Raw genomic sequence first — 21,146 nt, 5'->3', positions numbered from 1 at the left:
GGACAAACTTATGGCAACTTTTCTGCGTGAGCTGAGCTACCGACATCAATGGCTCTATGACAGTATTTCCCGAACAGCCGCCTTAAGCGTCGGTGGGGAAGACCGCTTCCGCACGTTAGCGTTTAAAGACTTAGAGATTCACGTCGATACGGCTATTTTAGATCTCTGTTGCGGCAGTGGACAGACCACTGAGTATTTAGTACGGGCTTCTGATGCGGTGATTGGTTTGGATGCTTCCCCTCGCTCCATCGAACGGGCCCAGGCGAATGTCCCCCAAGCCCAGTATGTCCAAGCCTTTGCCCAAGACCTCCCCTTTGAGGATAATCACTTCGATCTCGTTCATACTAGCGCCGCCTTACATGAGATGACCCCCGACACCCTTAATCGGATTATTTGGGAAGTCTTTCGTGTCCTTAAACCTGGGGGAATTTTTGCCCTTGCTGATTTCCATAAACCGACTAATCTGGCATTTTGGTTGGGACTAGCGCCCTTTTTCTGGCTTTTTGAAACGGAGACGGCTTGGCAGTTTGTTGAGATTGACCTTCTAGGCTTATTATCCGCTGTTGGCTTTCAGCGATGCGATCGTCAACTCCATGCCGGCGGGAGTTTGCAGATTATTCGGGGGCATAAATAAGGCAAGAGGCAAGAGGCAAGAGGCAAGAGGCAAGCGGCAAGCGGCAAGCGGCAAGCGGCAAGCGGCAAGAGGCAAGAGGTAAGAGGCAAGAGGCAAGAGGTAAGAGGCAAGAGGTAAGAGGCAATAGAACACCTGTTTTCTTCCCCTACTGCCTACTGCGTACTACCTGCTGCCTTCTTCCCCTAATTACGACTGCGGGGATAGGCATCGCTGACGAAGCCTAACTCAAACAGTTGCCGATAGGCATCCCTGCCTAAGTCTCGGGTGGGGTTCTGAGACTCGACAATTTGTACCAACAGAGGAATCGCTAACTCGGGATTATCCTGGGAGCGGTGTAATAGGGCTAACTGATAGGTCGCTTCATCCCGCCGCTGCGCCGCCGATAAGGCTAAATTGCGCTGTTCTTCAAAGATAGGACCATCAATTCCCGAAAAAGCACTGGCTAGCTCTTGGTAAAAATTTGAGAGTTGGTTTCCTAACTCTCGGGCCTCTTGTAGGGAGGAGATTGCCTGGCTATAATCGTCATTGGATACAGCCGCATTGGCATTATCAATCAAGCGTTCAATCCCGGCAAAGGTCAGAACGGAGTCTGAGGCTAAAACCGCTAAGGGATCTCCCTGCTCTTGTTCCTGTCGGTCAAAGAGTTCTGCGGCCGCTTCCAAATCTTCTCGTGCTTCTGTCAGTTCGCTAGCGTCCCCTGGCTCAAGTCCTTCCTCGGTCTCAGGGGCGAATTGGTCAGCATTTAGGGGAAATGCTGAGGTGACAAACCCCAATTCGTAGAGTTGCTGATAGGCCTGATTCCCGAGAGAACGGGTGGGATTTTGGGAACGAACGACTTGTACGAGCAGAGGAACCGCTAGTTCTGGGTTGTTTTGAGTGCGATGTAACCGGGCCAGTTGATAGGTGGCAGTATCCCGGAGTTGGGCGGCTTCTACGGCCTGATTCCGTTGCCGCTGGAAGATGCGGTTGTCAATTCCGGAAAAGTTGGTTGAGAGTTTTTGATAGAAGTTGGACAGTTGATTGCTGACTTCCCGGGCCTCTTGCAGTTTACGGATGGCAAGGCTGTAGTCTTGCGCTGAGATGGCCGCTGTTGCGTCAGCAATTAGAGATTCAATCCCCTGTAGGCTGAGAATGCTGTTATCCATCGGGACTCGAATGGCTGTTTGTGAGTCCGTTGGATCGGTTTGGGCGACTGCGGTGGCTGGGCCAAGGGTCGATGTGGCGATCGCCGCTAAGAGAGCGGTGGCCGATGACAATTGCCAGAAACGGTGTGTGGATTGGAGGAACATGGACAGAGTTACCCGTTTAGAAGATATAGAGAGGTTGTCAGCGTAGAATAATCGCAGAGATAACGGTGCAATCACAAGCTCCGTCCCCGGAGCGTTCCACGGCCATGAGCAGGTTTACCTATGCAGGGGTATCTTAACATTTCAGCGTCAGAGGGGATCAATCCGGAGAGGGTCTCACGGACGCGGCAGATTCTCAGCTAAGATAGCGGTGGATTTTGGCTAACCTAATACCCGCCGGAGGTGTCCCAAGTGGCAGATGATTTAACACTGCAACGGGGAGGCGAAACCCTCGCCCTCAAGAAAACTGAGACTCGCTTTACTGCTCGTGCGCAACAACCGGAGGTCATTCCGAGTGTAGCGCAAGGGGTGCCGGCACAGTGTTTGCATCAAATTCCGGTGGGATCACAAACTGAGGCGGTGTTACTTGAATTTGAGGTGAGCCAGCCAGCTGATCTGACGGCGGCGATGGATCAGACCCGCGATCGCCCCGATGTCGCCTTTGTCAGTCATGTCTATGCCCTGGTGGATAATCCGGGAACTTTGGTCTATTTGGCTGATGACCTCACGGTTCAGTTTGCTGACTCGGTCAGTGACGAGGCTCGTCAGGTCCTAGCTCGGGACTTGGGCCTGGGAGATGAGACGGTTCTGGTGGGGTTAGACCATGCATTTATCTATCGAGTGACCCGAGAGGCGACGGAAAACCCGATTAAAATCGCCAATCGTCTCATGGAACGGCAGGATGTTTTGGCCGCTGAGCCGAATATCGTGGTTCATAGTGCCCTCGCCTATCGACCGAGCGATCGCTATTATCCGCAACAGTGGTATCTCCATCATCGTGGAGGGCAAGGCTTGGCAGAGGACTCGCATATTTGGGCAGAAGCTGCCTGGGATATCACTCGGGGCGATCGCAGTGTCGTGGTGGCCATCGCCGATGATGCCATTGACTTAAACCACCCCGACTTTCAGGGTATTGGTAAAATTGTTGCCCCCCGAGATTTCCGTAGTCCGAATGATTTCTTACCTCTACCGCGACGGGAGACGGACAATCATGGGACGGCTTGTGCGGGAGTCTGTTTGGCGGAAGAGAATGGGGAGGGGATTGTGGGCATTGCCCCTCGTTGCGCCCTCATGCCCCTGGCCACCAGCGGCTATTTAGACGACCGTTCCATTGATGAATTGTTTGACTGGGCGATCGACCGGGGGGCCTCGGTCATTTCTTGCAGTTGGGGGGCGAGTGCGGTGTATTTCCGCTTGTCCATGCGGCAACAGGCAGCCCTGAGCCGCGCCGCCCGGGTGGGACGAGATGGAAAAGGCTGTGTGGTGGTTTTTGCGGCGGGGAATGCCAATCGTCCGACCCGTGGTGAGATTAATGAACAGGGCTGGACCAAGAATATTCTCTCAGGAACCACCAAATGGCTCAGTGGCTTTGCGGCCCATCCTGAGGTCATCGCCGTGTCCGCCTGTACGAGCCTGAATCAAAAGGCCGCCTATAGCAATTGGGGACAGGAGATTTCCGTTTGTGCCCCCAGTAACAATGCCCCTCCGGGAATTTGGCTTCAGGAAACGGGATATGTGGGGACGGCCCCCCTGATTACCAAAGCCTTAGCCGGGAAAGGGATTTTTACCAGCGATCGCGTGGGCAATCAGGGCTATAGTCCCGGAGACTATACTAGCGGCTTTGGGGGAACCTCTAGTGCCTGTCCCTTGGTGGCGGGGGTGGCCGCATTAGTCTTATCGGTGAATCCTCATCTGACGGCAGCGGAAGTTAAGCAGATTTTAGAGGAGACGGCGGATAAAATTGTCGATCCGTCCACCGACCCTCAGTTGGGCACTCGCTTTGGTCAGTATGACGGTGACGGTCACTCTAAATGGTTTGGCTATGGCAAAGTCAATGCCCATAAAGCTGTGCTTGCCGCTCAAGAGAAAGCACAATCTCCTCGGTCTGTTAAACGGCGTCTTCGGGGCAGTAATGATCGCGAGATGTCTATCCCGGATAATCAGACAGAAGGGGTGAGCAGTCCGATTCGGGTTCGCGATTCTCTGGGGATTCTGGAGTTAGAGGTTCGCGTTGAACTGGAGCATTCAGACTGGGGGGATCTCGAAATTCTGCTCCTGGCTCCGGAGCGATCGCCCGTGATGTTACACGGCCGTGGCAGTCGGGGACAGGGACCGTTTGCACGCACCTATGACTTCACAACAACGCCGCAGTTAAAACGCTTGTTTAACGCCCCGGCTGAGGGAACTTGGCAATTACAGGTTCGCGATCGCGCCGCTGGAGATACGGGAGTGCTGACCTTTTGGCAGTTAACCCTGGGGGTCGGTTAGATGGAGATTGTCAGGTAATCTCCATCTAGGGGTGTCGCATCTTCTGAGGCGGCGATCTAAAATCGAGGTTATCGGTCTGGGCGGGCCATGGCGTGGCCCGAGTTTTTGCTTGCCCCAGACCCGCTCCTCAACATCCCTGACGAACACCCTAAACCTTAACCCTCATGAGTCCAGATATGACCCTCGCTAAACCCACTCCAGCATTTTACGACCCCGCTGACTTTGACCGCTATGTGATGAAAACCTATGGGCGCTTCCCCATTGCGCTCACTCATGGAGAGGGCTGTCGGGTGTGGGATGCTCAGGAGAAGGAGTATTTAGACTTTGTCGCCGGAATCGCCACCTGTACCCTCGGCCATGCTCACCCGAGGCTGATTGAAGCGGTTAACCAGCAGATCCAAACCCTCCACCATGTCTCGAATCTCTACTACATTCCCCCCCAAGGGGCCTTGGCACAATGGTTAGTGGAGCATTCCTGTGGCGATCGCGCTTTCTTCTGTAATTCTGGGGCTGAAGCCAACGAAGGAGCGATTAAACTGGCTCGGAAGTACGCCCATACGGTTCGCGGCATTGAAAATCCCACCATTATCACCGCCAAAGCGAGTTTCCACGGACGCACTCTGGCCACCATCACCGCCACGGGCCAGCCCAAATATCAAAAGAACTTTAATCCCTTGGTTCCCGGCTTTGTCTATAGCCCCTATAACGATATTGACGCCCTAGAAGCCACCATCGAGGAATTAGATGCACAAACCCCCCAGGTGGCGGCCATTCTCCTGGAAGCCCTCCAGGGAGAAGGGGGAGTACGTCCCGGAGATGCGGCCTTTTTCCAACGGGTGCGCCAACTCTGTGATGAGAAAGGGATTTTGCTGATTCTCGATGAAGTGCAGGTGGGAGTCGGGCGCACGGGCAAAATCTGGGGCTATGAAAACCTGGGGATTGAACCGGATATCTTCACCAGTGCCAAAGGCTTAGGTGGGGGCATTCCTATTGGTGCCATGGTCTGTAAGTCAGGCTGTGACGTCTTTGAACCGGGAGATCATGCTAGTACCTTTGGGGGGAATCCCTTCGCCTGTGGGGTGGCCCTGTCCGTTTGTCAGATGTTAGATGAACCGGGATTTTTAGAGAATGTGCGCGAGCGCGGGGAACAGTTGGGTCAAGGGTTAGAGGCGATCGCCCGTCAATTCCCGGATAGTGTTGTAGATGTCCGGGGTTGGGGATTGATTCGGGGTCTGGAAATCAAACAAGACCTTGAGTTAACCTCAATTATGGTAGTGAAAGCTGCCATGGAATCCGGTTTGTTACTGGTTCCCGCCGGGCCAAAGGTGGTGCGCTTTGTGCCGCCCTTGATTGTCTCCCAAGGGGAAATCGACCGCGCTCTGGAGATTCTGACCGGGGCCCTGTCGTCGTTGGTGTAATCTCTCAACCTCTGGCCCATCGTTCCTTGTTCATGCTGGCCCATGACTGTCACCTCCTCTCCCCTGGATATCGCAGAACGCTATTTGGATGAGTGTGTCGCACCCCAAGCGAATCTCATTGATCACGATTCCCAAGCCTTGCAGAGGGCTTTTATGGGACTCGGCGATCACGCACTCCTAACCTTGCGGGCTGATAATCAAGTCCTCTTCCGTCGCTTTCAGGAAACCATTTCCCGCTATTCCGGCGCTCTGGCTTTCCTGCAAACCCAACATCAAAGCGCGGCGGCGATGATGGCTCGCAGTCCGAACAAGACCTTGAAAGAGGAGTATCTGCCTGATTTAGCCCGGGGAAAACGACGGGTGGGGGTTGGCTTTTCCCATTTACGTCGCCCGGGAACGCCCCCCATGCAGGCTCATGCGGTTCCCGGGGGCTACCAACTACAAGGCTTTATCCCCTGGATTACCGGTTGGACTTTGTTTGACTCCTTCATTCTTGGAGCCATGCTGCCCGATGGAACCTCGGTCTTTGGCATGATGCCTTTTGAGACCAGCCAAGATGAGCAAGGGGGAGAACTACGCCTGAGTCCTCCCCTAGAGATGGCGGCCCTAACCTCCACTCAGACGGTCACCGCTGAGGTCAAACAATGGTTTTTAGCTGATGACCAAGTCCTATTCCTGAAGCCGCCGAATTGGATGCACCATAACAGTCAGACCAATGTGCTGCATCATGGCTTTTTTGCCCTGGGTTGCGCTCGCGCGGGCCTGGATATTCTTAATCAGGCCGCCGAGCGAAAAAACCTCCCCTTTCTCAAGAGTAGCTGGACTCGTCTGGATGAGGAGCTGCAAGCCTGTCGTCAGGCCTTCTTTGAGAGTGAAGGGGAGGGGGTCACTTCCTATGGCGATCGCCTAAAGCTGCGAGCCTGGGCCATCGATTTAGCCGGCCGTTGTAGCTATGGGGCAGTGGCGGCTTCGGGAGGGGCGGCCAACAGTCTAAACCATCCCGCCCAACGGGTGTATCGGGAAGCTCTCGTTTATGCGGTGTCCGGTCAAACGGAGGATGTGATGGAAGCAACCCTAAATCGCCTCACTTCTGCTGAATTTTGCCCCTAACCAGGACCGCAACGGGGACAGGGTGCGATACTCTAAAGTCTGTGGTTATCTAACCTGATGTGATTTAGAGGAGGTTATCTTGGAACGCACCTTTTTAATGATTAAGCCCGATGGTGTACAACGGGGACTCGTGGGCGAGGTGATTCGCCGCTTTGAAGCGAAGGGCTTTACTCTGGTTGGGCTGAAACTGATGTCTGTGAGTAAGGAACTGGCAGAACAACATTATGACGTTCACCGGGATAAGCCCTTTTTTAAGGGATTGGTGGACTTTATTACCTCCTCTCCCGTGGTCGCGATGGTCTGGGAAGGTGACGGCGTTGTGGCTGGGGCCCGGACCGTGATTGGGGCCACGAACCCCCTCACGGCCGATCCCGGGACGATTCGGGGTGATTTTGGCTTGAATATCGGCCGCAATCTTATTCACGGCTCCGATGCGGTAGAAACCGCCAATCGGGAAATTAACCTATGGTTTTCAGAGAGTGAACTGGTCAACTGGACTCCGGCCATGAAGCCTTGGTTAGAAGAGTAGAGTCGTCTCCCCTCTGACGTCAGGATCGACGCACCTGACCTGGGGTGCGTCTGTCCTCAAAGTATGAAAAATCATTACACTTTCGTTCAAACCCGTTGACTTTGAGCGAGAGTAGTGAACGATTGAACTAAATATAAAGGAGTTTTCAGATCTTATGTCTGACGTTCAAGTCCTGGCCGCTTTAGTTGTTGCCATCATTCCCGGTATCCTGGCCTTCCGCTTGTCGACGGAACTTTACAAGTAACAGTTTTGACTTGACGAGCTAGTGTTTGTCAGTTTACGGATGGGAGTTTCGGTTACTGCGGAACTCCCATTTGTTGTCTGGTGGGCTTTGCAGACTAGAATGGTTAGGTCTAAGATTTAGGGGCTGCGGTTCCACTAAACTGGGTTAGGTCTAGGGTGTATGACTCGGCTTGCCAAATTGCCGCTGTTTCGGTTCAATTTGGACAATGTCCTGGTATTCGACTGCATCAACTGTACGTCAACGATAAGCGAGCTGATTTGAGAACTGACTATGAACGCCCCCGATCGCCTTCCCCGTCCTTCCGTAACTCCTCCAGTTCGAGTCTCGCCCCGCCCGCCCTCGCGCCGTTATCCAGCTTCGAGTCCCCGACTGCGTCGAGATGGTGTGTCTCCAGGGTTAGCCGTGGAAACAGGGTTGCAATTGGCGGTGAATGTTACGGTCTCTTTAGGGGCGATCGCCGCTCTGGTACATCTGGTTCCGAGTTACCAAACCGGTTACCAGGAACTTGAGCAGCTTCAAGAGGAGGTCGACATGACGCGATCACAAGTCCAACTCTTACAGGGACGGTTTTCACGCTACTTTGACCCCACACAAGTTAATCGTCTGATTGAAGAAGAAACCCAACGGGTTGATCCCCAGCGAGTGCCAATTGTCTGGAGGGAGCCCACCTCGGACGAGGCTAGCCACTAAACCCCACCAGGAGAATGGCGATCGCCCCTAACCCTGCCAAAATTGTCAGGACAAGTCCAGCGTTAGGGCTTCCTTTCCAGGAGTAGTTTTTATCGGGCATGGTGTTAATAGTCTGTGGGTTGACGACGACGTTAGGCTCACTCCCATGGTAGCGAACCTAGTCCTTGATTTCAGCCCCCCGCGTCAGCTCTGGCTTCAAGACTGGGGTCGCAGTTGAGCGAGTTGGGTATTGCGATAGTAATGGGAGAGGATTTGACGATAACTATAGCCCTGTTCCGCCAGATGTCTAGCCCCCCATTGGCTCAACCCAACCCCATGTCCAAATCCACGTCCTGAGAGGGTGAAATAGTCACCACCGGAGGCGACGGTGAATAAGCTACTGCGTAACCCCAGGGCTGAGCGTAAATCATCCCCTTTGATGGTGGTACTCCCGGCCGTTCCCACCACTTGGGCAGTGACTAGGCGACCATTGGGCGATTCTCGTTGGGGGAAGATGCCAGTGACAGTTCCCACTCCCCCGAGCCGCCGAGTTAATTCCCATTGAGAAAAGGATTCCATCCAATGGTAGCTGGGGGAGTTGCTATCAAAGTCAGGAACGCCTCTGAGATAGGGCTTTGCTTCGTCCCACACTTGCTCGACATCTTCGGTATGTCCGCCGGAGGAGGAATGGAAGACCGCCTCAATCACTTGACCGTTATGGCTGAGAACTTGACCGCGAGTTGCTTCTGTGGCGCGGTGGGTCTGACTGGATTCTTCTTGCATTCCTCGATAGACTTGCCAGAAGGTGTCATTGCCAACGTCATAAATCTGATTGCCGTAGCGTTCCCGTTGGTAGAGGACATAAGAGCGAGCGGCCACAGCTTGGGCTTTCAGGGCTTCAAGGGGCCAGGTTCCTCCCATTTCTGCTCCGAGGACACTGTAGAGGTAGGATTCAATGTCTACATAGTTGACGGCAGTGAGGCCCCAGCGGCCCTGTACTATTAAGACTTTGCCCCGATACCAGCGATCGCCAATATAGACATAACCGTGATTGGTGGGTTCAATCCAGAGTTGTTCCCCTTGCCAGCGATCGAGGGAGACGACTCCTCCATGGGAACGAGCCACAAAGGCATTCATCTGACTAACATCACCAAGGATGTCTCCTGAGCGGCTACGAACCCGGGCTGGGGTAGAACTGCCGACGGTGAGTTCGCCAACATTTTTTTCGACAGCGACCCGCAGTTCCAGGGCCAGGCTAGGACCGATGGAACCTAACCAAAAGCAAAGACTCATCAGGCTCCGCAGCAGATAAGGAAATCTGCGACCTCTTGCCTGGCTCAATTTTGGCGACTGATAGAGTTTCTCTGTGTTTTTTGCTGATCCCTTCTCAGCCAGCGTCCGGGAACGGGCCGTGATAGACGCGGCGATTTTCAGTAGCAGCATCCTTGTGGTTCTCCTTAAGATGACCGATGACTCGAAGATAAACCTAGGTCGATGCTAGGATACCATAGGAAGCTTGGAGTCTTGAAGTTTGTTCTGTCCTGAGACTAACGACAGTTGGCTCAAACCCGGTTTGCCTTGAAAATTTCCTTAACGAGAGTCAAGCGAGTGGAAATCGTTTTTTTAGGAACCAGTTCAGGTGTCCCTACGCGATCGCGAAATGTGTCAAGTCTGGCCGTGCGCCTGAAACAACGAGGTGAGATTTGGTTATTTGACTGTGGAGAAGGGACACAACATCAACTCCTTCAGAGTGATCTGAAGGTGGGGCGAATTCGCCGTATTTTTATTACCCACATGCATGGGGATCATGTGTTTGGCTTGATGGGACTCCTGGCAAGCATCGGTTTAGCGGGAGCGCCCGATCGCATTGATTTGTATGGTCCCCCACAACTCGAAACCTATCTCGATGCTTGTGCGCGCTATTCCCACACCCATTTGCATTATCCGATTACGGTGCATAAGCATAAGCCTGGGGTCATTTATGAGGATGAGGACTATCGGGTGCTGTGCGATCGCCTCGATCACCGGATTCCAGCCTATGGCTACCGGGTGGAGGAGCGCGATCGCCCGGGACGTTTTGACGTGGCGAAAGCCCAGGCCCTGGGCATTCCCCCGGGTCCCGTTTATGGTCAACTCAAACTAGGACAACAGGTGACGTTGGACGATGGACGGGTGATTCATGGTCAGGATCTATGTGGGGATCCCCAACCGGGACGGAAAGTGGTCTATTGCACGGATACCATTTATTGTGACAATGCGGTGCGATTGTCTGAGGGAGCCGATGTACTGATTCATGAGGCGACCTTCTCGCACCGAGATGCCACGTTGGCTCAACAGCGGTTACATTCAACGTCAACGATGGCTGCACAGGTCGCCCTCGCGGCTGGGGTCAAACACCTGTTTATGACGCACTTTAGTCCCCGATATGCCCCGGGAAATGATCTGGATTTGAGGGATTTGTTAAGTGAGGCGCGGGCCATCTTCCCACACACTGACCTAGCCTATGACTTTTTGACCTATGAAGTCCCCAAGCCATCAAATGCTATGGCGGTTTCTAGCTCAAACGAGGGCTCTAGGAGCCGTTAGTCGTCACTGGAAACCAGGCGGCGGCAAATCTCCCGCAGACTCACTTGGGTATTGACCGCTTGTCTCGGTTTGGGAAGAGCGGTATTGGGCCAAGAGGGCAGATCGTGACAGGGACAGACGGCTCCCGCAACTCCGGAAATTGGTAACGCAATCGGCATCGTACAGCGGGCACAGGAAGTGATCTCCCAGTGGTCATCGAGAAGCTCGGCAAGGGTGATCTCGGTGCCTTGCAAATAGGACTTATGACCGAATTGAGGACAGGATGCAGCTCGCCAACAGGCTTCAAAGGCATCGCTGTAGTGACCATTTTCAAACAGAGGAGATGGGAGTTGCTCGTTCTGATCAACGACCAATTTTTTACCTAGCTGAAACCAGTCAGCTAAGTATTTTTTGACTTGTTTTTCAGAAGCCATAAAACTCATACTCCAGAGATACTTTTCCTATTTTAACTGATGGATTAGAGAGACCGCTTCCTTGATGTTGTAGTAAGTCTTAAGATTTCGATGTTGGGACTGTTCCTTGGCGCCGGGCTAAAGCAGACGAGTTCATTAGAGAATGTCTGGGAGGGGTGCAGCGATTTGGCTGAGGTTTAGGACTCGTCCTGCGACAATGAGATAGGTCTCATCGGCGATCGCCCCTAAGCGACGGGTGACCTCTCCTAAGCGATCGCGAAAGAGACGACCGGAGGCATAGGCCGGAACCACACCCCAGCCCGTTTCTTCGGCTACCACGATACAGGTTCCCGAAAAGTTCCGTGCGCTTTGGAGCCAGCGATCGCGGCGATCGCCCCAGTCTTCCTCTGTTTCTTCCAAGCCATTGGCCACCCAAGTTCCTAACGAATCGAGTAAGACACACCTCTCCGGCCCGCTCCAACGTTCCAGGCTAGCTGAGAGTTGTAACGGGACTTCCTCTAATTGCCAACTCTGAGGGCGACGTTGACGATGCCGTTCAATGCGGGCCTGCCAATCTGGATCTTGGGAATTGCTGCGGGCAGTGGCAATATAGGTGACAATACCCTTGTGCTGAATGGCTAGCCATTCGGCAAACTCACTTTTTCCAGAGCGGGCCGCTCCGGTGACTAACACTAGGTGTCCCAAGAGAGAGAATCCTTCCTGAACTATCTAAGGCAATTCTAACCAGAAATCCCTCTGGTCATTCTGCCCTAGATTTCGAGGCGGCTCTCCCTCGGGAGTTCTAGGACGAGACCCGACCCCGTCTGCTCCTACCATCAACTACTATGTCACTAGGGTGGCTTCTTCGGTTATCTTGTCCAGTCACTGAACTCTCTTATGGACGATCTCGAACCGACAAAAGAGCAACTGATTCAAGAACTCAAGGCGGTTCGCCACGAGTTTGAAGAAGCTCGGCTGGAAAACGAAGCTAATAAGGTTCAGACAGAATTATTACGAACTGTCCTCGCTTGCGGCGAACATTCCTCCCCGAGCCTCCTATTACGGGCATTAGCACAACAGATTTTACGCAGCGCCAATCGCTTAACCTCCGTCTCCGATAGTAGTTTCTTTCTCCTCAATGAGACAGGGACGGTTATTGAGTCGGTTCTGGCCCGAGGTGCAATCATCCGCCAAGACCGAGACTCCCTCGTGGGAAAGGTCTTAAATCGGGGGTTAGCCGGCTGGGTCTACCAACAGCAACAAATCGGGATTATCACGGATACCCGCCTTGATGAGCGCTGGTTACAACTTCCAGGGGAACCCTACCAGGTCCGTTCAGTACTCTGTGTGCCGGTACTGCGTAAAACCTCAGTCTTGGGCATTATCACCCTCATGCACCCGGAACCGGGTCATTTTCGCGCTCAGATGGCAGAGTTAATGGAGGTGGTGGCCGGTCGTATTGCCTTGGTGTTAGATGTGCTGCATTGTTTGACCCCCCAACGGGTCTTACCCTCTCCACCACCCCCCCCCACCCTGCGCATTTCCTCAAGTCCTCCTAACTCCCCCTTCTCTCCTGGGCGATCGCCCAATAGCCCCCCACCCCCCTCCGGTTCCCCACGTCCCTCCCCAACCTCTCCGGCCACTTCTCCTCCTTCCCCCTCTTCCCATCTCTCCGGTCAAAATGGCACTCGCCCCACTCCTGCACCGCAGCATCAGCCGTCAGCCCCCTTAAGTCGCTTACATCAGTTGGGGCTATATATCATTGTTTGGGATGGTAAATTTATTTATGCGAATCCGAGGATGGCGAAAATTTTTGGCTATAAGACACAGGAACTCGCAGCACTCAAAAGTATGTTTTCTCTGGTGAGTGATGACCATTATGACCGGGTCTCAGAACAGGTTTATAAATGTGTACGGGGTCAAACAAGCTGTGTTTCTTGTATTTTTAAGGGAAAGCGCAAAAATGGTAAATCAGTTTTAGTGGAAATTTACGGAGTTCGGACTCGCTTTTATGGAAAACCCGTATTAGTGGGAGCATTAAGAAAAATAAGGATGTAACCTCCTGATCCCAGCCACTGTTACTGAGCCAGAACTTCTAATCTGGTTCCCTGAACTTAAGCGTCACGTCAACGATGGACTATATTCAACTCGATTTAATTGACCTCGCTATTGCTCTTGGGATGGCGGCTATTGCCATTGCCATTGCCGCCTGGCAACAGTTGGGCCTAACCTTACAGTTATCGTTAGCAACCGCCCGCACGACCCTGCAACTCTTAATGCTGGGGGTGATTCTTCAGGTTGTCTTTACCTGGCGACATCCGATACTCCTGCTGGGGGTATTGCTGGTGATGTTGAGCTTGGCGGCAGTGGTGGCTCGTAATCGCATTCCCCGTAAACTGCCACGACTGTTGCCTTTGGTTTGGGTGGCGATCGGTGTTAGTACGGCCTGCACTCTAGTTTATGTTAATACGTTGGTTCTGCGTCAGCCGGCAGTTTGGTCAAATCCTCAATATCTCATTCCCTTAGGGGGCATGATGATGGGCAATGCGATGAATGCGGCGGCCATCGCCGGGGAACGGTTGGTGAGTTTGGTGCAAAATCACCCCCTGGAGATTGAGACTCACCTCAGTCTTGGGGCAACTCCCCAGGACGCTCTGGCAAACTATCGCCAGCAGGCAATCCGTGCCGGAACTGTCAGCATTCTCAATTCGATGATGGTGGTGGGATTGGTGACGCTACCGGGGATTGTGACGGGTCAATTGTTAAGTGGAGCTAATCCCATTGATGCGGCTGCCTATCAGATGCTGATTATGTTTGCGATCGTCCTGACGGACTTTATCGCTACAACGGTCTTGGTGAGCGGCTTGGGGCGATGTTTTTTTAATGAAGCCGACCAGTTACAGATCTTTTAAAATGCTGATGATGGGGATTAACGTGATTTATGTCACTGGCAGGGGGTCAGTGATATCACTGAGTTTTCGTGACGCGATCGCCTGAAAATCTGTCCTAGGGTCACTGCATCGGTTCCCCCGAATCCCAGACAATAGGGGTGTTGAGTTCGGAACTAGGATAATTACTGATGTTTAAGCATACGTTAACCCTCCAACGGTGGTTACTACGCTCGGGGAAAGCCACGTCAATTATTCTAGGTCTACTCTTAACACTAGGTTTTACTGGGATGGCGGTAGCGGAGTCGGTGTCAGTGGCGGCTCGGTTGGAGACGGCTCCCTCGAATCTAACGGATGGGCAACATGTCTATAGTTCGGCATCTGAGGCGAATCAGGTGGGGGAAACGTATATGGTCTTTGAAGCTGAGGGGAATCGCGTGGTTGGTGGCTTTTATATGCCCTCGTCCTCCTTTGACTGCTTTTACGGACGCCTGGATGAGAACCAGTTGGCTCTCAATATCCAAGATAGCTACAGCGACGAGGTCTATCCCTTTAACTTAGCTGTTCGCCGTGATACGTTGGTGGCTGAGGGTGGGCCGACCACCAATGCGAATATCCCGGGTTTTCAACCGTTAGGGGGTCTCTCGGATGTGGATGAACAAGTCCTAAACACCTGTCGGGGTCTGGTGAGCCGAGGCATTTGAGATCATCTAACTCAATTGCACGACGGCCTGATTGTCAATCAGCCGCTCCGAGGTGAGTAAGTCATCAACGGTAATCCGTAGAAATCGCTTTTCGTCGATGCGAAACTGAATTTTGATGCGATCGCTCCCTGGAGACCCCGGTGGATCAAGGGTGGCAATGGTACGCCCTTGGTCACTGTCGTTAAGGGGAATCACCGTTGCGTCTTGGTTGACCTGGCGGGTGATCAGGCGATCGCCATCAAAGAAAACTTCTGTCTGGGGAGCTTCAGCCCCCATCTCCCCTAAGACTAACTCCAGTTTGGGCTGCTCCGGCGTGGAGGCGCCCAGGGAGAGTTCAATGGGACGGTCGAGGGGATAGGGTTGTCCAGGCTGGATGATGGGGTGCCAATCATGGGCGTTTTTGCGGCGGTTCCAGTAGCGAATCCCATAACCGTGATAAAGAAAATCTGTGAGTTTAATCCCCTGAGTCAGTTGTAAAGCACCGGCTGCGATCGCATCCAAGGGGCGATCGCAGCGAATTTTCTGACTGGGGAACCAGTTTTGGAGCCACCCTTGCACCGCTGGCATTTGTGAAGTTCCCCCCACGAGAACAATCGCATCGATATCTGGGCTTTCTAGCCCCTGTCGCCGGGCCTGTTGCAGAACTTGAGTCAAGGATTCATCCAGGCGTTTGAAAAACTGCTGCTGTTGGAGAATCTCCTCTAACTCGGAGCGTGTTAAGCTCACGTCATAACTCTCAAAGCTCTCTTCATTAAAATAAACCTCGCTGGCTTGGGGCCGGGAGGATAACTCAATCTTAAGCTTTTCCAGTAAACGGAGCGTCAGAGGGGTTTTGGGCAGGCCATGACTCTTCGCAACGTGATCGAGGAGCCAGTTATCGATATCCGTCCCTCCTAAGTTTTGGCCAGCCTTGGCGATGACGTTAGCGGTTTCCAGCTTCTGCCCAGATTCCTCACGAAACGATTTATCACCCCATTTGAGAATAAAGCCCAAGGGATTACGACCCGGGGTGACGCGGCGGCTCAACTCAACCAGGGACATATCCAGGGTTCCCCCCCCAAAATCAATCACAAGCAGTAGGTCAGCTGCTGCTACACCGTACCCTAGGGCGGCGGCGGTGGGTTCGTCTAAAAGGCGAACTTGCTCGATTTTTTGGGGAAGTTGCGGGGATTCCACCACGGAACCTAGCCAATGGCGGTAGGTTTCAAAGCTATCGACGGGAACCGTGAGGATGAGAGAGTCCAGGGGGAGGGGAACTTGGGTCAGCGTTGAGAGCAGATGCTGGAGAAACCAGGCTCCCACCTGTTCAAATTGGATGGAAACTCCGTCGAGATGGGGCAGAAATCCTTGAACCGGAGAACCAATGCCTCGTTTAAAGCTCTGAAAAAAACGGGAGTCTCCTTTTAAGTCTAAGCCCCGATCGCGAACCTGTTGCCCGGCGGCGATCGCCCCCGCCCGAGCATCCTCCACGTAGACCAAACTCGGGATCACTGGAGGACTGTTACTAGAGTGGCGGCTCAGCCCCGGTAGAGAGACTACCTCTGGCTGTTCTGTAGCGGCATTCCAACGGGCAATCACGGTGTTGGTGGTTCCGAAGTCAATGGCGATCGTCATGGGGGAACAGTGCAGTGACAGTGGGGGAGTCCGCCAGGAAGGGATCTCACAGAGCAAAGAATGGCCAAGCTAACGCTTAAATCAGGGCCGGTGGGGGCGTATCATCGTCATCACTGAGGTTATTTTTGCCGCTCGGTGAGGACTTGTAGAGAGCATCGAGTTTTTCCCGAGCATCTTCGATGCCGATCGAGCGCATAACGAGCAGGGGTTCTTCCACCACCCGTCCGTGATCGTCGAGAAGTTCCGGATGAGGACTCGGCTGAGGACGGCGGCTGAATTCAGAATTGTTTAGGGGACGGGGTTTCTGAGACTCAGAACTGAAGGCTAGGAGATTTCTAACGAGATTGCCCACGGCAACGAAGGCCAGAAATGTAAAGGCGAGAATATAAAGCAGATGTAACATAGACTTGTCCTCAGATAAATCAGGGGTGATCAATCGGCTGTGTCGGGCAGTTCGCAGTTAGACCTGAGAAACTCCCCTAAATTCAAGACTTTAAAACAGATTTTTAAGTTGAGTCATGGACAGGGGGCAGATACCATGCCACCACACTCCACCCGGTGCTATTCTCTCACGTTCAGTGCCTGAGAATGCTGGGCCCGGAATCGCATCGAAATCTGCCAACATTCCGTGAGTAAGTGATGCCAGGGCATGAGCACTGACATATCTACCCCAGCTTGGCAACCGGTCGCATCGAGCATCATCTTGGCTGAACTGACCTCTTCTTGAGCCTGAATGACACGATTCAGGAGATCCTGCTGTTCTTTGGGCTCTAGGAAGTCAATGGTTTCAGTTTCCAGAAGTGTTCGAGAGCGTTCAAACCAGTACTGGAAGTCCCCGAGCAAGGGTTCGAGGACTTTCTTGAGCAAACTTGGCTCTGGGAGATGGGGGCGACTCATAATTTAATAATAGTTTACCGACTCGCCTACAATCTTAACGCTATTTACATTTGTTTACAAATCCAGGAAAGGGCTAGTGCCAGACGGCGATCAGGCTTAGTTCCTGGGATCGCCGTCTCGGATGATGTCAGTACCCTAGTGCCCCGTTAGGGAACTCGTTTGAGGGGGCGACGGCGATCGTGAAGAATTTCTGCCGCCTGATAGACATCCTGGGATAGCCGCAGCCATTGCCTGAGTCCGGGAATTCGTTGCAGCCAGTGATTAAGACCTGTACGCTGTTTTGTGTCCATAACTGCCCTCCTGTCTGTAAAATCTGTTACTGAATCTACTCTTATTCTAGCAACTTTGGAAGTGATAGACCTCTTCGAGTAACTCACACCAGCCTCTGGCCAGTAAATCTAAGATGGCCTCCCCTTTCTCCTGACTCGCCGCTGTAGCATCCCCCACTACGCCACTGCTACTGAGATTGTGGGTTAGCCAGGAAAAGGTTAGCGCCCCTTTAGCTCCCAAACGCCCCGGCTGTTCTGGGGGATACTCCCTGACCGCTTGCCTCATCCGCACCTGTTCTGGGAGTAGGGCCAGCATTAAACTGGTTTCTGCGTCGCCGGCGTGCAGGGCCAGTTGAACCTCTTTGTCGCTCATCAGGGATTTATGTTCCTGAGTCACGCGCCAGGTAAAAATGGGAAAGAGCCAGAAATCTTCATAGCGGGCGTGTAAGTCTGTGGCTGCAATTTCCATGACTTGCGGCTGTCCTCCATGGGAGTTCATGAGAATTAGTTTGCGAAAGCCGGCCCTGTACAGACTCTCGCCAATCTCCATCAAGGTATTGAGGACTGTGGTAGCGGAGAGACTAATGGTTCCAGGAAAATGGCGGTGTTCATTAGATTTTCCGTAGTGTAGGGGAGGCAAGGCGTAGGCGGGGATGTGGGGATTTAGGCGAGTCAGGGCTTCTCCCAAGACGCCTAAACCAATGGCACTATCAACAAGGAGGGGGAGATGAGGACCATGTTGTTCGATCGCCCCAACGGGTTGGATTAGTACTGTGTTCGCCTTATTCGGGAGTTGCTCAATCTCTGTCCAGGTTAGGTAGGCAAAAAAACGTTCTGGGGGAATAAAATTGTGCATGGCGGATGGGCGAGAAGCAGACGAGTGAATGAAACCGTTAGAGAGATGGTTGGCTAAGAGGCGTTCATCCAGAAACAGCAGGGCGGCAAGGGCCCATTGGGATAGGTGCAAGCTCTGGATGGGAGAGGGGAAGAGCTTTACGAAGATCGTAGAGGATGGCAATGGACGAACAGAGCCGGGAGATCCTAGAACAACTTCAGATCTCGATTGGGGGATTCTAGGGATGACTCTAGGTGAGATAACTGGGCTTCTAGAGAGTCAAGACGCTGCTTTTGTTCCATGAGGAGAGTTGCCAGACGCTCTAAGCGGGGATCGGGTGGGGGAGCGCTTTCAGCAGGACGATCGCCCTGAGATGGCTGTTCTCGGGGCAGACGGGGAGCAATGGGGCGATCGCGGGCCTGAACCTGGTCGAGTTGTCGGTTAATCTGTCGCAGTTGCGCTTGGAGTTGACGCACTTGGGATTCTAGGCGATTCACCCGTGAGGCGTCTAAAGCCAACGCAGGGGACACCTGGTATCCAATGGCGATCGCCAAGAGAATAGCAAGTATCCACTGCGTTAGTTGGCTTTTGTTGGGAATCATAATGGCGGTTGAGAACGCCGCGTTAGGGGGTTAGGCGCTCAGGCGTTGTTCAGGGACATGGAGGCTACGGGTGGGAATGTGATAGCGATCGCCGTAGGTGAGGACGTGAACTCGTAAGTTGAAGATGCTTAGGGGGTTGATGGCATCGACGTAGGGTTCGTTGGTGTAGTCGACTTCACCGGGGTCAATGATGGTCACGGTTCCTTTGCCCAAGACTTGGATCAAGCCGTCTCCTTCAAAGAGGGCACAGGTATCTTCATCAATGCCAACCCCGATGCGATCGGGATTGGCGGAAATGGCGCTGATCAGTCGGGCCATGCGGTTGCGGTTGTGGAAGTGCTGATCAACAATGACCTGGGGCAAGATACCGAGGCCAGTGGTCATATCCACTAGGGATCGATTGGGGGATTCACCACTCCCTCCCCCAGCAATCATGTGATATCCCATCACGGCGGCACCGGCGCTGGTTCCGGCTAAGACAATTTCTCCCCGTTGCACTTGCAGGAGGATTTTCTCCATTAGGGGGGTATCTGCTAATAGGGAACAGAGGCGAAGTTGGTCGCCTCCAGTCATGAAAACGCCGGTACAGTCTTCCAGGTCGTTTTGCCAAATGGGGTCTTCTCCCTGATAGCGTTCTCGGATATCTAAGATGCGAACCGCCTTGGCTCCCATGTCTTCAAAGATATCGCGATAGCGGTTACCGATCGCCGCCGGTTCCCGTGAGGCTGAAGGAATGATAGCAATTTGGGCATCCCGACCTCCTGAACGGTTAAAGAAGGTTTGCAGGATTTCGCGCCCGTGAACTTTATCTTCCGCGCCGCCGATTACCAAAATCGCTGTTTGAGGGGAATGGGACATCGTCGGTTCGAGAGATTGAGCATCTGTTTGGATCATAGGGAATTAGGGCGTAATGGACTTCGAGTCAAGGATTCCTACGAGACGGGCTGTCTGTAGGTCACTCTGGCACTAAACGTTGACCGTCCCTTCGAGACGCTAGACGAACGGTAGAGCGCCTGCCCTCCGGTGACGTGAGGGTCAACGCGGATGGGGGTGAGCGACGAGGGCGTCGGGGTGACGTGAAGGAGCGTGTGGGTTGTCTAACCCCGGCTGTAATCGGATAGATTCGCGTCGACAGCGCCAACAGTATACAAAAACTCAGGACGCTTTGCTCGGGATGCGTATTGGAGCGCGAGAACCGTTGATGTTTGGCGTAACTAAGGGGTAGCCATTGGTCGTTTCACTATAATACCATCTTGGATGGCATGAGCGGGTTAAGGCGTTTTAAGGAGTCATACCATCACAAGGGAACTGTTAGAGTGATTTCATCGCTGTCTTGACCGCTGCAATGAGACGATGATTTGGCTAATGCTGATGTCCAAGTATGAGATTTGATATTGTTACGCTGTTTCCAGAGTTTTTTCAGACCCCGCTACAGGTTGGGTTAATGGCTAAGGCGATCGCCCGGGGAATTGCTGAGGTTCGTTGTACAAATCCTCGGGATTTTACCCAGGATAAACATCGTCGTGTGGATGATGAGCCGTATGGGGGCGGGGTGGGGATGGTGTTGAAGCCGGAACCGATTTTTGCGGCGGTGGAATCCTTGCCGGTGTTGCCCCGTCGGGAGGTGATTTTAACGACGCCTCAGGGGGAGCCGATGTCTCAACAGCATTTTAAGGATTGGGCTAACCACTGTGATCAGCTTGTGGTCTTATGCGGTCATTATGAGGGCATGGACGAGCGTGTGAGCCATTTGGTGACTCGGGAGGTATCCTTGGGGGATTTCGTGCTGACTGGGGGGGAAATTCCGGCGCTGGCCCTGGTAAATGGGGTGGTGCGTTTGTTGCCGGGAACGGTGGGGAAGACAGCGTCTTTGGAGGCGGATAGTTTTGAAGATGGTTTGTTGGACTATCCCCATTACACCCGTCCGGCGGTGTTCCGGGATTGGCCAGTTCCGCAGGTGTTGTTGTCGGGGAATCATGCCAAGATTGCTCAATGGCGGAGAGCGCAACAGTGGGAGCGGACGCGATCGCGCCGCCCAGATTTACTCGAAGGACTCAAGGGTGAGGTGGGTTCCCAAGAAGATTCAAGGGATCCGAGCCCTGGGCCAAAGCCTTAGATTGCCCCTGGATTTTCGGTTGAGC

The 21,146-nt window shown here is 53.3% G+C and carries 23 protein-coding genes; 12 read left to right on the top strand and 11 right to left on the bottom strand.

Annotation, left to right across the window (positions count from 1 at the left end; genetic code table 11):
* Positions 1-10: 10 nt before the first annotated feature.
* Positions 11-634, top strand: coding sequence for a class I SAM-dependent methyltransferase (locus tag NEA10_RS03470; protein ID WP_252663827.1), 624 nt, complete (start codon positions 11-13; stop codon positions 632-634).
* 182 nt (positions 635-816) lie between these two features.
* Here the strand turns inward: NEA10_RS03470 and NEA10_RS20955 are convergent, their stop codons facing one another.
* On the bottom strand, positions 817-1,923 hold the full coding sequence (locus tag NEA10_RS20955; RefSeq protein ID WP_309494584.1) for a hypothetical protein: 1,107 nt from the start codon (positions 1,921-1,923) through the stop codon (positions 817-819).
* 249 nt (positions 1,924-2,172) lie between these two features.
* On the opposite strand from NEA10_RS20955, the gene NEA10_RS20950 reads away from it, so the two are divergent.
* From NEA10_RS20950 to NEA10_RS03430, 6 genes are all read left to right on the top strand, one after another.
* Entirely contained in the window at positions 2,173-4,248 is a 2,076-nt protein-coding gene (locus tag NEA10_RS20950; RefSeq protein WP_309494582.1) for a S8 family serine peptidase, read from the top strand.
* A 164-nt stretch (positions 4,249-4,412) separates the two neighbouring features.
* Positions 4,413-5,666: an aspartate aminotransferase family protein gene (locus NEA10_RS03450; protein WP_252663826.1), complete on the top strand. Its 1,254-nt coding sequence runs from the start codon at positions 4,413-4,415 to the stop codon at positions 5,664-5,666.
* Positions 5,667-5,708: 42 nt separating this feature from the next.
* A complete protein-coding gene (locus tag NEA10_RS03445) occupies positions 5,709-6,776 on the top strand; it encodes an acyl-CoA dehydrogenase family protein (protein ID WP_252663825.1) in 1,068 nt (355 codons plus the stop codon).
* Positions 6,777-6,855: 79 nt separating this feature from the next.
* Positions 6,856-7,305 carry a nucleoside-diphosphate kinase gene (gene ndk / locus NEA10_RS03440; protein ID WP_252663824.1) on the top strand — a complete coding sequence of 150 codons (450 nt, stop codon included), beginning with the start codon at positions 6,856-6,858 and terminating at the stop codon, positions 7,303-7,305.
* Between the two features lie 154 nt (positions 7,306-7,459).
* Complete coding sequence (psaM, locus tag NEA10_RS03435; protein WP_068788265.1) at positions 7,460-7,549, top strand: photosystem I reaction center subunit XII; 90 nt, start codon at positions 7,460-7,462, stop codon at positions 7,547-7,549.
* 270 nt (positions 7,550-7,819) lie between these two features.
* Positions 7,820-8,239, top strand: coding sequence for a slr1601 family putative cell division protein (locus tag NEA10_RS03430; protein WP_252663823.1), 420 nt, complete (start codon positions 7,820-7,822; stop codon positions 8,237-8,239).
* Between the two features lie 195 nt (positions 8,240-8,434).
* On the opposite strand, the gene NEA10_RS03425 is transcribed toward NEA10_RS03430, so the two are convergent.
* Positions 8,435-9,511: a SpoIID/LytB domain-containing protein gene (locus tag NEA10_RS03425; RefSeq protein ID WP_252663822.1), complete on the bottom strand. Its 1,077-nt coding sequence runs from the start codon at positions 9,509-9,511 to the stop codon at positions 8,435-8,437.
* A gap of 315 nt (positions 9,512-9,826) precedes the next feature.
* On the opposite strand from NEA10_RS03425, the gene NEA10_RS03420 reads away from it, so the two are divergent.
* The gene (locus tag NEA10_RS03420) at positions 9,827-10,804 is read left to right on the top strand and encodes a ribonuclease Z (RefSeq protein WP_252663821.1); all 978 of its coding nucleotides are present in this window, start codon (positions 9,827-9,829) and stop codon (positions 10,802-10,804) included.
* On the opposite strand, the gene NEA10_RS03415 is transcribed toward NEA10_RS03420, so the two are convergent.
* Both NEA10_RS03415 and cobU read right to left on the bottom strand, forming a co-directional pair.
* On the bottom strand, positions 10,801-11,217 hold the full coding sequence (locus NEA10_RS03415; protein ID WP_252663820.1) for a hypothetical protein: 417 nt from the start codon (positions 11,215-11,217) through the stop codon (positions 10,801-10,803). The genes NEA10_RS03420 and NEA10_RS03415 overlap by 4 nt on opposite strands.
* Before the next feature lie 135 nt (positions 11,218-11,352).
* Positions 11,353-11,901, bottom strand: a complete 549-nt coding sequence (gene cobU, locus NEA10_RS03410) for a bifunctional adenosylcobinamide kinase/adenosylcobinamide-phosphate guanylyltransferase (protein ID WP_252663819.1) — start codon at positions 11,899-11,901, stop codon at positions 11,353-11,355.
* 192 nt (positions 11,902-12,093) lie between these two features.
* Here cobU and NEA10_RS03405 point away from each other — a divergent pair, with 192 nt between their 5' ends.
* The 3 genes from NEA10_RS03405 to NEA10_RS03395 all read left to right on the top strand — a co-directional run bounded on the left by NEA10_RS03405 (position 12,094) and on the right by NEA10_RS03395 (position 14,788).
* On the top strand, positions 12,094-13,254 hold the full coding sequence (locus tag NEA10_RS03405; RefSeq protein ID WP_252663818.1) for a GAF domain-containing protein: 1,161 nt from the start codon (positions 12,094-12,096) through the stop codon (positions 13,252-13,254).
* A 74-nt stretch (positions 13,255-13,328) separates the two neighbouring features.
* Entirely contained in the window at positions 13,329-14,108 is a 780-nt protein-coding gene (locus NEA10_RS03400) for an ABC transporter permease (RefSeq protein ID WP_252663817.1), read from the top strand.
* A gap of 167 nt (positions 14,109-14,275) precedes the next feature.
* A complete protein-coding gene (locus NEA10_RS03395) occupies positions 14,276-14,788 on the top strand; it encodes a hypothetical protein (RefSeq protein ID WP_252663816.1) in 513 nt (170 codons plus the stop codon).
* A 6-nt stretch (positions 14,789-14,794) separates the two neighbouring features.
* On the opposite strand, the gene NEA10_RS03390 is transcribed toward NEA10_RS03395, so the two are convergent.
* The 7 genes from NEA10_RS03390 to NEA10_RS03360 all read right to left on the bottom strand — a co-directional run bounded on the left by NEA10_RS03390 (position 14,795) and on the right by NEA10_RS03360 (position 19,899).
* On the bottom strand, positions 14,795-16,402 hold the full coding sequence (locus NEA10_RS03390) for an Hsp70 family protein (protein WP_252663815.1): 1,608 nt from the start codon (positions 16,400-16,402) through the stop codon (positions 14,795-14,797).
* 76 nt (positions 16,403-16,478) lie between these two features.
* Positions 16,479-16,805: a DUF2973 domain-containing protein gene (locus NEA10_RS03385; protein WP_252663814.1), complete on the bottom strand. Its 327-nt coding sequence runs from the start codon at positions 16,803-16,805 to the stop codon at positions 16,479-16,481.
* A 158-nt stretch (positions 16,806-16,963) separates the two neighbouring features.
* A complete protein-coding gene (locus tag NEA10_RS03380; protein WP_252663813.1) occupies positions 16,964-17,299 on the bottom strand; it encodes a DUF2605 domain-containing protein in 336 nt (111 codons plus the stop codon).
* A 146-nt stretch (positions 17,300-17,445) separates the two neighbouring features.
* On the bottom strand, positions 17,446-17,589 hold the full coding sequence (locus tag NEA10_RS03375) for a hypothetical protein (protein ID WP_252663812.1): 144 nt from the start codon (positions 17,587-17,589) through the stop codon (positions 17,446-17,448).
* 46 nt (positions 17,590-17,635) lie between these two features.
* On the bottom strand, positions 17,636-18,424 hold the full coding sequence (locus NEA10_RS03370; protein WP_252665278.1) for a creatininase family protein: 789 nt from the start codon (positions 18,422-18,424) through the stop codon (positions 17,636-17,638).
* A 185-nt stretch (positions 18,425-18,609) separates the two neighbouring features.
* Complete coding sequence (locus tag NEA10_RS03365) at positions 18,610-19,005, bottom strand: hypothetical protein (protein ID WP_252663811.1); 396 nt, start codon at positions 19,003-19,005, stop codon at positions 18,610-18,612.
* A gap of 30 nt (positions 19,006-19,035) precedes the next feature.
* Positions 19,036-19,899 carry a cyanophycinase gene (locus NEA10_RS03360; RefSeq protein ID WP_252663810.1) on the bottom strand — a complete coding sequence of 288 codons (864 nt, stop codon included), beginning with the start codon at positions 19,897-19,899 and terminating at the stop codon, positions 19,036-19,038.
* A gap of 487 nt (positions 19,900-20,386) precedes the next feature.
* Between NEA10_RS03360 and trmD the strand changes: the two genes are divergently transcribed.
* Positions 20,387-21,121, top strand: coding sequence for a tRNA (guanosine(37)-N1)-methyltransferase TrmD (gene trmD, locus NEA10_RS03355; protein ID WP_252663809.1), 735 nt, complete (start codon positions 20,387-20,389; stop codon positions 21,119-21,121).
* Positions 21,122-21,146 lie beyond the last annotated feature (25 nt).

This window comes from Phormidium yuhuli AB48 (assembly GCF_023983615.1).
GTDB lineage: Bacteria > Cyanobacteriota > Cyanobacteriia > Cyanobacteriales > Geitlerinemataceae > Sodalinema > Sodalinema yuhuli.
Note: the sequence above shows the minus strand (reverse complement) of the source record. Positions and strands in the feature narration are given on the sequence as shown.

Bases quoted from the DNA above. Each gene is read 5' to 3' on its own strand.
- NEA10_RS03415 (WP_252663820.1), bottom strand. From the start codon at position 11,217: ATGGCTTCTGAAAAACAAGTCAAAAAATACTTAGCTGACTGGTTTCAG.
- NEA10_RS03360 (WP_252663810.1), bottom strand. From the start codon at position 19,899: ATGATCCAAACAGATGCTCAATCTCTCGAACCGACGATGTCCCATTCC.
- NEA10_RS03380 (WP_252663813.1), bottom strand. From the start codon at position 17,299: ATGAGTCGCCCCCATCTCCCAGAGCCAAGTTTGCTCAAGAAAGTCCTC.
- NEA10_RS20955 (WP_309494584.1), bottom strand. From the start codon at position 1,923: ATGTTCCTCCAATCCACACACCGTTTCTGGCAATTGTCATCGGCCACC.
- NEA10_RS03375 (WP_252663812.1), bottom strand. From the start codon at position 17,589: ATGGACACAAAACAGCGTACAGGTCTTAATCACTGGCTGCAACGAATT.
- NEA10_RS03365 (WP_252663811.1), bottom strand. From the start codon at position 19,005: ATGATTCCCAACAAAAGCCAACTAACGCAGTGGATACTTGCTATTCTC.
- NEA10_RS03445 (WP_252663825.1), top strand. From the start codon at position 5,709: ATGACTGTCACCTCCTCTCCCCTGGATATCGCAGAACGCTATTTGGAT.
- psaM (WP_068788265.1), top strand. From the start codon at position 7,460: ATGTCTGACGTTCAAGTCCTGGCCGCTTTAGTTGTTGCCATCATTCCC.
- NEA10_RS03470 (WP_252663827.1), top strand. From the start codon at position 11: ATGGCAACTTTTCTGCGTGAGCTGAGCTACCGACATCAATGGCTCTAT.
- NEA10_RS03450 (WP_252663826.1), top strand. From the start codon at position 4,413: ATGAGTCCAGATATGACCCTCGCTAAACCCACTCCAGCATTTTACGAC.
- NEA10_RS03390 (WP_252663815.1), bottom strand. From the start codon at position 16,402: ATGACGATCGCCATTGACTTCGGAACCACCAACACCGTGATTGCCCGT.
- NEA10_RS03395 (WP_252663816.1), top strand. From the start codon at position 14,276: ATGTTTAAGCATACGTTAACCCTCCAACGGTGGTTACTACGCTCGGGG.
- NEA10_RS03430 (WP_252663823.1), top strand. From the start codon at position 7,820: ATGAACGCCCCCGATCGCCTTCCCCGTCCTTCCGTAACTCCTCCAGTT.
- NEA10_RS03400 (WP_252663817.1), top strand. From the start codon at position 13,329: ATGGACTATATTCAACTCGATTTAATTGACCTCGCTATTGCTCTTGGG.
- NEA10_RS03405 (WP_252663818.1), top strand. From the start codon at position 12,094: ATGGACGATCTCGAACCGACAAAAGAGCAACTGATTCAAGAACTCAAG.
- NEA10_RS03425 (WP_252663822.1), bottom strand. From the start codon at position 9,511: ATGAGTCTTTGCTTTTGGTTAGGTTCCATCGGTCCTAGCCTGGCCCTG.
- NEA10_RS03370 (WP_252665278.1), bottom strand. From the start codon at position 18,424: ATGCACAATTTTATTCCCCCAGAACGTTTTTTTGCCTACCTAACCTGG.
- NEA10_RS03385 (WP_252663814.1), bottom strand. From the start codon at position 16,805: ATGTTACATCTGCTTTATATTCTCGCCTTTACATTTCTGGCCTTCGTT.
- trmD (WP_252663809.1), top strand. From the start codon at position 20,387: ATGAGATTTGATATTGTTACGCTGTTTCCAGAGTTTTTTCAGACCCCG.